The organism is Nocardia albiluteola (assembly GCF_018860155.1).
In the GTDB taxonomy this organism is placed as follows: domain Bacteria; phylum Actinomycetota; class Actinomycetes; order Mycobacteriales; family Mycobacteriaceae; genus Nocardia; species Nocardia albiluteola.
On the sequence record NZ_JAHKNI010000024.1, the window covers coordinates 62,633 to 77,752 of the forward strand.

Genomic DNA, 15,120 nt, shown 5'->3' on the forward strand with positions numbered 1-15,120 from the left:
TCAGCCGGCGAAGAATTGGGACCTGCGCATCGTGCTGTCGAGCACGTCCCGGATCACCAGACCCACATCGAGTTCCGGGGCTAGATTTCGGTAGCGGACCTCCCGGACCGGGATGCCGCCGTGGGTCACCGTGAGCACGCTGTGGTGGCGGCCGGTGCGCTCCCAGCGGACGATGACGGCCAGATCGTCCGCGTCGATCACCTGCTCGCCCAGTCGCAGCATGAGCCGGCCTCGCTCCCGGTAGAACAATACGAGCACGCCCTCGATATCGCCGAACAAGCCCCTCAGCAAGCCCGCGGACATCGGCGCCGGGCGCATCGCACCGGTCGCCGGATCCAGCTCGGCCCACTCGGCCCAGTCGCCGTAGCGCTGCAGAAACAGCGTGGCCGGAATCGGCGGCTGGGCCTGCGGCTGCGGACGATGGCGGCCCGGGCGGTTCGACGGCCCGTTGCCGGGCGGCGCCGCGGCGGGCGGTGCCCCGCCGTTCATCGGCGGGAGCGTCGGAGGATATCCACCCGCGGGCGAATCACTCTGGGGCACAGCCGATCCAGACCAGTCGTTCGGAGGCGTAGCCGGGAGCTGGTGGTCGGGCCACCCGGCCGGATGCCGCGGTGGTGAAGGATACCCGGGCAACGGATCCGGCCCGTGGTTCCCCTGCCACGCCGACGGATTCGGGCCGGGCTGCCCGGGTGCGCCCCCTCCCTGATCCGGCTGCGCACCGGGCGGGCCCCATGGGGCGGGGTGAGGCACCTGCGGCATCCCTGGAGCAGGCGAGATCGGCTGCGGAAGCTGGCCATTCGATCCGGAACCTGCGGCACCGAGCTGACCGGAGCCGTCCGGAGCTTGGGGCTGCCACCGCGCAGGGCTAGGCACACCGGGCACCTGCGGCGTCCCCGGCGTCGGCCAGGTCGGCTGCGAGGTCCACGACGGGCTATTCGATCCGGAGCCCGTGCCACCGGGCTCACCCAGGCCATGCGGAACCTGCGGCTGCCGGCCCGCGGGATCCGGCCCGCCGGGTACCGGGGGGATACCGGGGGTGCGCGAGATCGGCTGTGACACAGTCGGTTCGAAGTACGCGCTCAAATTGCCAGAGTTGCCGGCGCCCGGACCGGCGTGATGCCGGTGGGGCCGATGGTGTTCCGCACAGTGACGATCATCCCTGTCATGATCGTCTCGGTCATGATGATGCCGGTTGCGGTCGTCCCGGTCGTGGTCGTCGTCATGCCGGTGGTGATGGTGAGGCAGGCCGGGCTGTGGGGGTTGGTGGCCCGGTGGCTGCGGCTGGTGCACAGGTGGCTGCGGCTGGACCACGGGTGGCTGCGGTTGCTGCACGGGCGGCTGCGGATGCTGCGCCGGCGGCGGAGGCGACGTGGGCAGCGGACCGGGCTGAGCCGCTTGGAAATTCGGCCAGTTGTATTGGTACTGGGGGAAATAGTGCGGTACGCGCGGCGGCCGGAACTCGAATGTGTCGTTGTCATCATCGCCCCCACCGTCAGCCCCGCCGCCGGTCCCTCCACCATTGGACCCACCGCCACTCCCGGCACCGAATTTCCGGCCACCTGCCTGCTGCTGCTCCTGCCGCTCCGGTTCCTGCTGCTGCTCCGGTTCGTGCTGCTGCTCCTGCTCCAGTTCCTGCTGCTTCTTCTTCGAGTCCGGCGGAGCCTGACGCTGCGTCGCGGCCCGCTCGGCCTCCACCGCCTCCTCATACTCACGGAAGTCACTCGCCGCACGCCTACCCCACTCACGCGCCTCATTCACCCTCGCCAACAGGCGATCCCACTCGGACTGGAACTCACCACCCGTAACCTGCGAATCCAACCGCTGCATCTGCACATTCAGCCGATCCGCCCGCGCCACCGCTTCCGACACAATCCGCCCACACAACTGTTCGGCGCTCAAACCCTCCGGATCAATACCCAACAGCCGCGCAGCAGCACGCATCCGCTCCAAAATCCGCTCTGACAGCGGGAGTGGCGATTCCACCTCGGCCCGCTCCTGCTCCGCCCGCTCTCGTTCCGCCTGGTCCGTAACGCGCTCGGCCTCGACCGCCTGCTGGTACTCGCGAAGGTCACTGGCAGCCTGTTTGCTCCACGCGCGGGCCTGGTTCGCCTGCGCCTGCAAGCGATCCCGCTCGGCCTTGAATTCGCCGCCGGTGAGGCGTGGATCCAAATGCTGCTGTTGTTCGTCCAAACGCTGGGCCCGCGCGAGGGCTTCCGACGTGATGCGCCTACGCAACTGTTCGGCGCTCAAACCTTCCGGATCGAAGCCCAACTGCCGCGCAGTGGCACGCATCCGATCCAGAATCCGCTCCGACAGCGGCGGCGCAGATTGCTTCTGCTCGGCCTGTTCCCGTTCCGCCTGCTCGCGCTCAGCCTGTTCGCGTTCCGCTTGCTCACGCTCGACCTGCGCACGTTCCGCCTGCTCCCGCTCGACCCGCTCACGCTCCGCCCGTTCGCGCTCCGACTGCTCCCGTTCACCCCGTTCCCGTTCGGCCAGCTCGCGTTCAGCCTGCTCCCGCTCCGACTGTTCACGCTCGGCCTGCTCCCGCTCGGCCTGCTCGCGTTCAGCCTGCTCACGTTGTTCCTGTTCCCGCTCCGAATGACCCTGTTGCACAGGCGATCCGGATCGGTACTCGCGGACGAGCAACCGGTGCAGCACGCGCGCGGGCTCGGTGGCGTTGTCGCCGTTGAGGGTCACGTCGAGGAAGGCGTTGGCGAGGGCCTGCGCCGGGGCCAGGGTGTCCTGCTGGAAACTGCCGCCGCTCAACTGATCCAGCCAGTCCAGGTACTCGGGGAGCTCGAAACTTCCACGGGTGGAGGCGAAGTAGCTGAGCAGTACGTGCACCGCCCGGTCGCGGGCGCGCATGCCGCCGGTGTAGTCGAGCGCGTGGCCGATTTCGTGCGCGATGAGCGCGTACACCGGCCGGGCACTCACGCCGGCCGGGGCGAAGTCGTTGCGTTCCTGCTCGGCCAGCGCGGCCCGCAGTCCCTCCGGATCCAGGGCCGTATCCCGGTTCAGGGTAATGGATTCGGCGTAATAGCTGCCGTCCGGCCGCCGCCGCCAGACCGATTCGGCGCGCCCGCCGTGGGTCGGCGCGCCGATGTCGATGCGGTGCAGCTCGATCTCGGGATGCCGGGTCAGCGCGTCGTCGATCGCCCGCGCGTACTCCCGCAGCGTGTCGAGATCGATTGCGGGATCGTCGAATCCGGCCACCTCGAGCGGTGGTCGGCCGGGTTCGGGGTCGCCCGGATGCCGCGCGGTGAGCTCGGCCACGATTCCAGGCCGGTCCAGCGCCGACCATACGTCCTCGATCGGAGCGCCCGCATCGGGCAACGGTGCACCGGCATCGAACGATGAGTCGTGCTGCCGATCCGGTTCCGGGAACGCGTCGCTGCCGCGCTCGAGCTCGGGGCCGTCGCCGCGCCCGGTGAACCGGTCGGTGGCCCGCCGGAACATGCCCCGCTGCTCGGGCGCCAGATCGGCCTTGGGATTTCGCAGCACCGCGGCGATGCGATCCACCAGGCGCCTGGGGTTGCGGTCGGACATGCCCTGCAGGTACCGGGCCAGCGCATCGGTGGCGTCGCCGCGGGGCCCGGGGACAGGCACCCGCCAGCCGCCGTGACCGTCGCGCTCGAGCCACACATCCAGCACCATTGCGTCGACCACGAATTCGTGCCGTTCGTAGATCTGCGGATCGCGCTCCGGGTGCAGCCCCGCGATCGGCAGCGACACCTGCCGCGTCACCAGGTCGCGGGCGGCGGCGGCCGGGTGCGGCGCCGCGATCGATGAATCCGACTGGGCCAGTGTGTATCCGTGGTACACGAAGTAGCCGGGTTTACCCTCGACATCAGCCTTGTCGCCGTAGGGGTTCTTGGGGGTACCGCCGGTGCCCGCCAGGCGCGTTGTGCCCAGCGGCAGGAACGCCTTGGGACCGAGTTGCTTCAGCCACTCGTCGAAACCGATGCGGATCTCGCCCGTGGCGCGATGCCGCAGGTAGTAGTCGAGCATGTGCGCCCGGGCCTCGTGCACGGTCGGCGCCCGCGAGGAGCCCTCGGCCTCGTAGTCGTGAATCACCCGCGCCTGCAGCGCCCCGTCCGGTCCGGGCGCGACGACCCGGTATTCCAGCGCGCGGCTCCCATCCCACAGCGCGTTCTCGTACTCGGGGATGCGCGCCCCCAACTCGGCCAGCGCGTCGGTGTGCCCGCCCAGACCAGCGAAAACCACCAGGCGCCACCGTTTGTCATCCTTGCTGTGCCAATCCCGGACCCGGGCGACGTTGTCGGTCAGCCGCTCCACGCTGATGTTCTCGGCGTGCCGGTGCACCATGTCGTCGATCGTCCGTCTGGCGAATGCCCGCACCGCAGCAACGTCCTGCACGGGGTGCGGGGCCGCTGCCTGCGGGACCACTTCGGCCTCGACGGGCGCCGTCGTCCAGAACCGCTCGGTGGGGCCGGCGGAGGCACGGATCACGTCGAAGGCGATCTCGGCGCGCTCGGCTCCTACCCGATCGATATAGCGCCGCAGCGCCTTCACACCCGCCTGGTAGGCAATATGCTCGGGCGTGCTGCCATCGGCCACGGGCGCCGCGCGAGCGGCCTTTCGAAGAGCCTTGTCATAGGCGTCGGTGTAGGCACGTTCGGCCGGGCCGTGAGGAATCGGCCGACCGGACCCCCGCAGCACCCGGAATCCCTCGATCTCCAGCGCATACTGGCGGCTGCGCCGGTCCCGCAGCGTCGGAGTATCGGCGTAGCGCCGGGCGTCGTAGGTTTCCGGCCCGGCGGCGATACCGTGCGCGCGGTCCCATTCGGCGCCGTAGTACGCGGGATAGCGCAATCCGTCGAGGGTCGGCCCGGCACCGTCGACGTCGAGCAGTTCGCGCACGGCCCGGACACCGGCTCGGTACGCCGCGGCCGTCAGCACCGCGCGATCCACGCCGGAACCGTATTCGTCGCGCGCGGTCTTCAACGCCTCCTCGAAGACCTTCACGTACTCCCGCTGCAGCGGGTCCCACCTGAACTCCGAGCGTTTATCCAGCTGGTGCGATTCGACGCCCATCACACGCGCGCGCTCGAGATCCATCCGGTACGAGTACTCGAGGGCCAGCGTCTGGGCCTCCGCCTGGCGATCCAGCATGCGGCCGATGTATTCGTCGCGGTACATCGTCAACCGCTCGGGAGCACCGTCCGGCGGGGACATCTCGGCCATCATCGCGGCCCGGAGCAGCTCCGCGGCCTCCTGTGCCGGCAGTCGAGCATGAGGGAGCACGACCGTGCGGGTCGCTGGGTCGTAGCCGACGCCGCGCCGGGTATACGGTCCCTCGCCGTCCCTGAACTCACGGACCTCCGGCTCGGTGCTGAACCGCACCCCCACCCCGTGCCGGTCCAGGGCCGCGACTGCCCACGACCCGACACCGCTGTGGTCCCGCCTGGTCAGCATACGCAGCAGCGACGCGGCGTCCTTCCAGGGCACGGGATGCGCTGGCACGCGCGGTGTCTCGGCCGAGCCCTTCGCCGCCGTGTGGGCGCGGCGCGCGGCCTCGGGATCCGGATGCGGGGCGGCACGGACCACACCCGAGTCGTCGACGATGACCTGGAACAGGTCGCGGTACATCAGCCCGGCGGGCCGCTCCCGACGGGTCCGCTGGTGCAGGTCGAGCGCGACCGGGCTCACGACCTCGGACGTGCACCAGTCGAGCTCTGCACGTGCCCGCTGATGCCGTTCCGCCAGCTCGGCGGCCAGCCAGGTGTCGGCGTGTTTGTTGTTGCCGAGGTACCACCCGCCATCTTTGTAGCGGATCATCTGCTCGGCCCGTTCGGCGATCGTCGCGGGAGTGCGGTGCTCCGGCAGCTCGTGACCGTTCCGCAACCGCTGATACACCCGATCGAACGAGGCCTCCAGCTCCTCGACCCGCCGCCGCGCCGCGACCTGCCGGTGCACCAGCTTTTGCAGCTCGCGCGCGGATTCCGTGGTGGCCGGGACATATTCGGGTAGTTCGTCGGGGCCAGTGGGACGCTGGGCCGCCTCCCACTCGGCCGCGCCGATGCCGCCGCCGATCACCTCCAACCCGAAGCGATCGTCGGCCAGCAGTGCCCGCAATCCGGCCTCCCGGCCGATCTGCGCCAGCTGGGTCTCCGGTTCGGAGTGCACGGCGGCCACGGCCTCGTCGTACGCGGCGAGATAGGCCGACCGCAGCAGCGGGGCGAACTCGGTGACGTCCGAGGCCGGCCGGGTCAGCGGCGTGATGTCGAGCCCCGCATCGCGCAGTTGCCGGAAGAACTCGGTCTCCGCGACGAACGCGGCGGCCTCGACATTCCGGTGCGCCGCCATATGCCCGGCCTCGCCGAGTGCCCGGATCCGGGCGGGCTGCACCTCCAGGAATCCGGACTGGACCGCCTCGGCATACGCCGCGGCCCGGGCCAGCGCCGCGGCCTGCCGTATGTGGTCGCGCCCGGCCGGATCGATGACGATGTCCATCGTGCGGCCGTCGAACGAATCGGCCGACCCGACCCGGTCGCCGGGCGCGGCGAACCGGACCGATGCCTTGACGGTGTCCAGGACATCGAGCAGGTTACGGCCGATATCCGTGTGCGACAACAGTTCCCAGACCTGCACCAGGTTCCGGTCCGGCGGATCGGCGATCCAGCGGTCGGGCTGGTCGTGCCTGCCGTACGCCGCCCGGCGCGCCTCCTGCACGATGCGGTTGCGTTCTGCCCGCGTGAGCGGGGCGGCCGGGACGCCGTCGGGCGCGGGGGTACCCGGTGGCGCGGCGGCGGCATCGGTTCCCGTGCGCGTCGACAGATCGCCGGACAGGCCGGAACCGGGGTCCGATCCGGCCTCGCGCAGCAGCAGGTCGTAGAGCACCCGGGCGGGCTCGACGGCCTGGTCCCCGTTGAGCACCACATCCAGGAACGCATCGGCCAGCGCCTCCGCCGGCCGCAACGAACCATGTTCGAAGGCATAGGCACTGAGCTGTCGCTCCCACGCCAGATACCGGTCCGGATCGACGTAATCATGGGTCGCCGCGTAATGCTCCAGCAGCGCGGTCCGCGCCTTTGCCCGCGCCCGCATACCGCCCGCATAGTCCAGGGCGTGGGCCAGCTCGTGCACGATCCGCGCGAACACCGGACGGGCCGCCACACCGGCGGGCGCGAAACCGTCCCGCTCGGCGACCACCATCGCGTCCCGCAACTCCTCCGGATGCGCGGCGAAATACCGGTTCAGCGTGATGGATTCGGCGTAGTAGGCGCCGTCCCGGCTCTTGCGCCACATCGCCTGCGCGTGATGACCACCCTCGATCGGGCCGATCTCGATCCGCCGCACATCCAGCTGCGGATGCGCCGACCACATCGCGTCGATCGCACGCGCGTACTCCCGCAACGTATCCGGATCGACCGCGGGGTCATCGAACCCACGCACCTCCAGCGCCGGACGCCCCTGCGCGGGGGTGCCCGGCGGATACCGGCGCGTCAGCTCGTCGACGATGCCCTGCCGATCCAGCCCCGACCACACATCGTCCACCGGCGCCACCGGCGCGGCCGGAATCGCGAGATCGCCGCCCAGCCCGCGCACGATCTCGTCCCAGGCCCGAGACCCGGTGCGCGACAACCCATCCGGATCCGACGCCCGGTCCAGCACGGGCGCCGCCGCCCGATCGAGTCCACGCCCCGCGTTGCCCGGTAGCGGAGCCTTGCCGTCGCGCAGCAGCGCCTCGATCCTGCGCAGCAGGCGCTTGTCGTCCCGGTCCGCCATGCCCGCCAGATGGTGCGAGAGCACGTTGGTGTCGTCGCCGTGCTCGGCGGGCGCCGCCACCCGCCAGCCGAGACCGTCTCGCTCGAGATAGACATAGAACCCGTGGAGGTCGTGCAGGTCGGTCACCTGCACCCGGCGCTTGTCGAACCGCACCTCGTCGACGTCCCGGCGCCGCAGCTCCGGCAGCCGCACCCGGCGAGTCACCAGTTTCCAGGCCACCTGGGCCGGATGCGGCCGTTCGGGCGGCGAATCCGGCTCCGCCCGATGCTGACGATCCGACTCCACCAGGCGGTGACCGACCTCCAAGAAATCGTCGCTCAGCACGGTCACCTTCCGCGAACGACCGTTCGACGGGTGCACCGTGGTCTTGCGGAACACACCGTCTGGCAGTTGCCGCAGCCATTCCTCATAGCCGAGCGTGGTCCGTCCCTCACTGCGATAGCGCAGATAGTGGTCCAACATCGCATCGGCCGCCGCATAGGAGTCCGGCCGCCGATACGGCCCCTCCGCATGCTCCGGGAGCATGGTGCGGACAGTAAGGTCTCCTGCCGCGTCACGCTCGACCACGCGATATTCCAAGGCGTGCGAGCGATCCCACAGCACGTTCGCCAAATCCGGCCGGTGCAGGGCCAATTCGTGCAGCGCGTCGATATGACCATCCGAAGTCGCCACCACCAGCAGCCGGGGCCGGCCGTCCTTACCCGCACCGGGCAGCACCGCCACGTGATCGGTCGGCCGCTCGCCACCGTTCGCGGCCTCGATCGCCGCGTCCAGTTCCCGATGCGCCAGCGCGATGATGTCCGGGCCACCGATGTCGGCCGCCGGGCCGGGCCGGGGCTCGTCCGTGATCGGAAGCGAAACGTCACTGTCCGAGGGGTGACTCCAGCGCCAGTCCGAGCCGTCGACGAATGCCCGGACCACGTCGGCCGCGACCTCGGCGCCCGCGATGCCGTGCTTATCGATGAAGCGGCGCAACGCTTCTCGTCCCGCCTCCCGGGCCACCTGCTCAGGCGGCGGCGCCTCCGCCGACCGCCGCGCGGCGCGGGCGGCCTTCCGGAACGCCCGGTCGTAGGCCTCGTCATAGGCCTGCTCGACCTTGCCGACCAGAACGCTGCGCCCGTTCCCGCGCATCTCGCGATAACTCGCCACCTCCATGTCGTAGGCCTGGACGAGCCGCTCACGCAGCTGCGGGGTGTCGGCCGGCGGTCGCGCGTCGACCGGCTCGGTACCGGGGCCGACACCGTGAGCGCGGTCCCACTCCGCGGCGTAGCGCTCCGCGTAGGTCGGTCCGTCGCCGAGCCGGAGGGTACTCAGGCCGGCTCGGACCGCACGCACCCCGGCGCGGTGCGCCGCGGCCCAGAACAGGCTGGAGTCCACGGTGTTCGCGTCGTACATGCTCCGCGCTCGCTTGGCGGCATCGACGTAGGCGTCGGCGTAGGACCGCCGGAGCTCGTCGTCCCCGATATCCCCTCGGTCCCTGCCCAACGCCTCCTGACGCATGCTGATCACGATGTCCTCGAAGGCCAGCGCGTGCGCCTCGGCCTGCCGGTCCAGCATCGTGCGGACGTAGTCCAGGCGGGACATGGTCAGCCGCTCCGGCGGCTCGCCCCACGGTGGCCGCAGCTCGACCTGCACCGCGGCCCGGATCAGTGCCGCGACCTTTTCCTCGGGCGACTGCTCATCGTCGAGCACCAGGGTATTCGTGGCCGGGTCGTAGCCCGGGCCGCGCTCGCCGAGCTCGGCCCGAAGGCCGTAGCGCACCGCGACACCGTGGCGGGCCAGCACCCGGCCCGCCCAGTGGTTGGCCGGGTTCAGATCGGACGGGGTGCCGCTCAGAATCCTCGGCAACAGGGCCGGATCCCTCTCCAGCGCGGGCGAATCCGACCGCTCGGACGCGATCGGCAGTCGCTCCCGGCCCGGCCCGGCCGGGGCGGGCAGCACCGTGCGGACATTCTCCGGCCCGGCCAGCTCGGCGGCGGCCTCCTCGATCCGGCCCAGCTCATCGAGCACCCGGGCATGCCGGTCGGCCAGCTCGATCAGCAGCCAGCGGTCCCGCTGCCCCTGACCCCAGGCCCGATCGGCGGCGCCGGAATACCGCGAGAGCTCGGGCAACGGCCGCATCCATTCGGTGCGCCGCACTACGTCGGCCAGCCGCTCCGCCATGGTGCCCGGCATCTCGGCGTCGCGGATGTCGAGGGTCACGCGCAGCCGGGCATAGACCCGGTCCAGGGCGGCCTCCAGCAGGTGGAGCTGGCGAATGGCGGCGGCGTGCTCGCGCACCGATTGCACCAGCGCGCGGGCGATTTCGGGGGTGGGCGGGAGGTATTCCTCGGCGGTGCGCGCGCGCTGGGCGGCCTGCCACTCCCGCTCGGCCTCCGCGTCGAACCGGTCGCCGACGTGCACCGCGAACAGCGGATGATCGTGCAGCGCCGCGACACCGGCGGCGCGGCCGTGTTCGCGCGCCTGTTCCAGCGGCAGGCCGGACTCCCGCGCCGCCGCGACCGCGGCATCGAACGCGTCGAGGTAGACGCCGCGCAGTTCGGCCGCCACCTCCAGCTCGGCGGATCCGCGCCGGGGTATGTCGTAACCGGCTCGATGCAGTTCCCGATACAACTCGGCCTCGCGGCCGAAGGCGCTGGCCTCGACGCGGCGATGGGCCTCGACGTGCGTGGCCCGATCGAGTGCGCGGACACGGGCCGGTAGCACCTCGACCGCGCCGGCGGCCACCGCCTCTGCTCGGGCCGCGGCCCGCACCACGGCGGCCGCCTGAGCGAGCTGGTCGCGCCCGCTGCTGTCGATGTCGATGACCATCGTGCGGCCGTCGAACAGGTCGCCCTCGCCGCCGTGGTCTCCGATGCGCACCGCGGCACCCACCGCGCGCAGGGCGGCCGCCGCCGCCCGCCCGGTCTCGGTGTGCGCCAACACCTCCCACACCTCTGCCGGCGCGGGATCGGCGCCGCGGGTCAGCCAGCCGTCCGGTTGATCGGCGAGGTCGTAGAGGAGCCGCCGCAGCTCCTCCTGCGCCTGCCGGATCGCGGCCGCATCGGGCCGCGAACCTCGGCCGTCCCAGCCCGGCGGCACGGCGGCGGCATCGACGCCGCGCTCGCCCTCCGGCGACTCGCCGCCGGCCTCCGATGTCACCCCCTGACTCGGATCCTGTTGCAGCCCAACGCTATCGGGCTGCGAGCCCGCGGCGGTCTCGCCGCCGGTGGGATCCAGCCCGAGCGCGCGAGCCTCGGCCAGCAGGCGATCCTGGGCCGACAGGGCGCGCCAATAGTCTCCGGCGATCTTGGTGATCGCGTTCTTGACCGGACCGTACCCCTCGAGCTGGGTGCGCAGCACCGAATGCTCCTCGGCATCGCCCTGCTCGCGGGCGGCACGGGTCTCCGCACGCAGCCGGTCCCACTCGGTGCCCGCGGCCCGGACGACGGCGCGGGCCGCATCGTTGCCCGACAGCGACGGATCCAGAGCGAACGCCCGCCGGGCAAGATTCAGTTGATCGTGTGCGGCCTGCTGCGCGGCCCGGGCCCGCCGCAGCTGCCGGGTGTACTCCGAAAGCGGTTGGGCCGCAGTGGCGGTGGCATGATCCGGATGTCCGGACGCGGTCAGTGGCACGACGGTGCCACGCATCCGGACCTGCCCGTCCTCCTCGGCTACCGCGTCGATGCGCACGCCCAGGCCGCGTCCCAGCACCAGGCGCGGCGATTCGAGGCGGCCGGCCGGCGCGAAGTCCGTGCCCCCGACGAACAGCGCCGGGGTGCCCTCGGGCACCGTGAGCTCCAGGTGATAATCGGCCTCCGGGCCGCCGGACGTCCTGCCCAGGAATCCCTGCAGGTAGCCCGGCACCTCGTACACCGATCCGGCGATGGCGTCGCCGAACAGGCCGTACTCGCCGTCGAAGCTGAACAACACCGCGTCCGGCAGCGCCGCCCGCCCCAGTACCTCGTCGAGCACCGGGGCCACGTCCGCGGACAGGCCGGACCCACGACCCGACAGGAATTCGGCGAGCACGCCGCGCTCGGATTCGGACAGCCGGTCCAGCACGGGACCCCACACCTGGTGGCTGTAGTACAGCCGCTCGCGCACCGGGCCGATGGACTCGGGTCCGTGCGGGGTGCTCGAGAGGGGTGCGTTCGGGGTGGGAGCGCTCGAATGCGGTGCGCCACGTGCGCCGGGCGGACCGCCGGTCTGCGACGGCGCACCACCCACACCGCTCCCGTCCTGCCCGCTACCGGCGTCCGGCCCGGATGTGGGCGGCGGGGTGGTACCCACCGCACCGGTCGCGGTCAGGCCCAGGGCCTTCAGCTCCGCACGGAGGCGATCCTCGGCGCCCGCCGCCTTCCAGTACTCCTCGGTGGCCTCTGCGACGTTCTGCCGCAGTTCGCGGAACTCGGCTACCCGGGCACGCAGCGCTGCCCCGCCGTCGGCGGGCGGGTTACCGGCCTCGACGTCGGCACGGAACTGTGCGATGTCCGCCTTCAAGGGCGCTTCCCGCTCGGCGAGCGCCCGCAACGCGGCGCGCGCCAAGTCGTTGCCGCGCATCGCATTCGGATCGGCGCCGGACGGCATCGCCAGACTCGCCGACCGCACCAGCCCGCGCAGCGTGTCCAGCGCGGCCTGCCGGCCGGCCTGCTCCCGTGCGATCTGCCGCTCGTATTCGGACGCCGAATGCGCCGGTGTCACACCATGTTCCGGCACGGAGTCCGGCACGACCGTCGCCATCACCCGGGTGTAGCCGTCGGCCTGCGACACCGAGTCGATCCGGATGTGCGCCCCGCGGCCCAGCAACAGCTGCGGCGACTTCAGCCGCCCGTCGGCGGCGAACTCGGCGCCGCCGACGAACAATGCCGGGGTCCCTTCGGGCACGGTCAGTTCGACGCGGTAGCCCTCGTCACGGGCCGGCGGCATCTCGCCCAGATAGGTCCGCAGATAGCCCGGCACCTCGTGCACCGCGCCGACCGTGCCGCCGTCCGGGCCGAACAGGCCGTGATGGCCGTCGAACACCGCCAGCACCTTGCCGGGCAACGGCGCCCGTCGCAGGACCCGGTCCAACGTCCCGGCCACGTGTGCCGACAATCCGGAGTCGTTGTCCACCAGGTAGTTCCGCAGCACCTCCCGCTCGGGAACGGACAGCTTGGACAGCACACCGTCCCAGACCCGGTGCAGGTACCGCAGCTTCCCCGCCGCGTGGCCGAACACCTCCACGTCCCTGCGCATCGTCACCGCGCCCGGCGGCGGCGCGGGCTGCGCCGACAGCTCCGCGTCGCGGGCCCGCGCCTGTTCCAGCGCATCGGTGAGCGCGGTAACCCGGCCCTGGGCGGCGTGGAACCGCTCGGCGGCCTGTTCCAGCTCATCGACGTGCACCAGCCGATCTCGCAGCTCCCGGGCCGCGGTCAGCCGGTTGCGCAGATCGCGGAACCACTCCTGCCGCACCGCTTCCTCGGCGAGCCTCGCGTCGCGGACCGCGGCGGCCTGGGCCCCGACCGCCGTGGCGCGGGCCTCGATCGCCGCTGCCGCCACCGCCCGCTGCGCCGTCGCCCGCGCCAATCGTGCTGCGAGCCAGTTCAACTCGGACCGTCGCGCGGCCGGGGCGTGCACCGCTCCCGCCGCGCGCACCGCCTCCTCGACTTCCCGTATCCGCGCCCCCGCCGTGTCGACCCCGTCGAGCGCGGCGTGATGCCGCTCCAGCAGCTGCTCCAACCGGTTCACGTTGTCGATCAGGTGGGCCTGCTCGGGCGCACCCAGCACGCGCTGACGCTGCGCGCGCAGCCAATCCTCGCGCGCCGCAGCGTCTCCTAGCCCGTCAGCCAGCACCTCGGGCGCCGGGATGCGGGCCGCGCCGGCCGCCGCGAGCAACTCGGCACGGGCGGCGTCGCGGAGGGCGGCGGCCTCGCGCTGCCGCTCGGCCAGCCCGGCCAGCTCGTCGTGGCGGGCCGCCGCCTCCGTCGCCGTCCCGACCCTGCGCAGCGCGGTCCGGGCGCGGCCCACCCGCCGGTCGAGCGCCGTAACCCGTTCGTGCGCCGCGTGATACCTCCGGGTGGCCGTCTCGAGGTCGCCGACCCGGCCCGCCCGGTCGCGGGTCTCCCGCGCGGCCATCAGCCGCGCACGCAGCTCGCGGAAGTGATCCTCGAGCGCCGAATCCTGCCGCATGTGATCGGCGAGCAGCACACCGGGCGGTACGCCGAGTTCCCCGGCCAGCGCCTCCACCTCCGCGCGCGCCCGGTCGCGATCTCCGGCCGCGTACTGCCAGTCTCGCAGTGCCGCTTCGGCATTCGCCCGGGCCACCAGCGCCGCCGCGACCGACTCGGGCAGCGCCGCGGCCCGGTACAGCAGGTCGCCCCGCAGGCGCGCGGTGACCTCGGGCGCGTTCGCGGAGGCCGCCGACTCCGGCGGTTCACCGAGCTGCCGGGCCCAGAACCCGCGCTCGGCATTGGTGGTGGCCGCGGCGAAGCGCTCGACCTGACCGGCCCGGATCGCCAGCGCGAGCGCCGCATTGGGGGTCGTCCCGGACAACGTGTCGGCCAGCGCCTCGTCGGCCAGCCGCAGCACCGCCTGCACCGGATCCTCGGGCAGCCACGGATGCCGCTCCCGCATGCCGGTCGCCGCCAGGATCGAATCGGCGCGGCGCTGCTGGGGCGATTGCCAGCCGGGGTCCGCGGCGATCGGCCGCACCGCATACTTGATCTTGGACATCGGAATCAGCTTGTCGCCCTCGTGTTCCGGGGCGTCGGGCGGCAGCAGGTCCGGATGCACGAACTCACCGTTGCGGACCACCAGGTGCCCGCTGAGCGGCGCCCGGTTGTTGTCCCAGTCGAAGCCCAGGCGGGCGGCGTGCTCGTCGGCGTCGTGCCAGGTGGAGTTCGCGTGGGTGTCGAGGTAATGCGCCTCGGCCCAGGCGTCCTCGAGCAGCAGCAGATCCGCGTCGCGCGGGGTGGTGCGGCCGTCGCCGTCGCCGCGGCCCGTCAGCCGCAGCAGCGCGTCGGCCAGCTGGGGTATGCGGTCGTAGGTCCTGCGGACGAACCGGCCGTCCGGGTCCGCCGCGTCGCGTACCAGCATCTGGTCGCGAACCAGATGGTCGGTGATGCGTTCGATGCGGGCCTCGAGCTCGTCGGCCGACAGCCGGGTGCCGTCGGCCCCGCGGGCGAAGCTCAGCCCGTCCGCGAAGGCGTATCCCGCATCCCCTTGTGCCAGTAGCGGATCGCGCGGCCCGACCAGGATGTCGGCGATCTGGCGCACGTGGGTCTTCTGCTCGTCGGCGGCGAGCCCGCCGATCACGTGCGTACCCCAGGCCTGCGCCGCATCGAAGAGCGCGATGGCGCGGTCCCACTTCGGCGACGTCACCTCGTCGCGGTCGCGCGGCGGGGCATGCTC

Annotated in this window: 1 protein-coding gene (running past one end of the window); it reads right to left on the minus strand. The window is 72.0% G+C overall.

Annotation, left to right across the window (positions count from 1 at the left end):
* A protein-coding gene (locus KO481_RS40150) for a WXG100-like domain-containing protein (protein ID WP_215923802.1) crosses the window boundary here: on the minus strand, window positions 1–15,120 show its 3' portion. The gene runs 13,548 nt beyond the window's last position; only the last 15,120 of its 28,668 coding nucleotides appear in the window; the start codon falls outside the window, past its right edge — the gene reads right to left on this strand; its stop codon occupies window positions 1–3.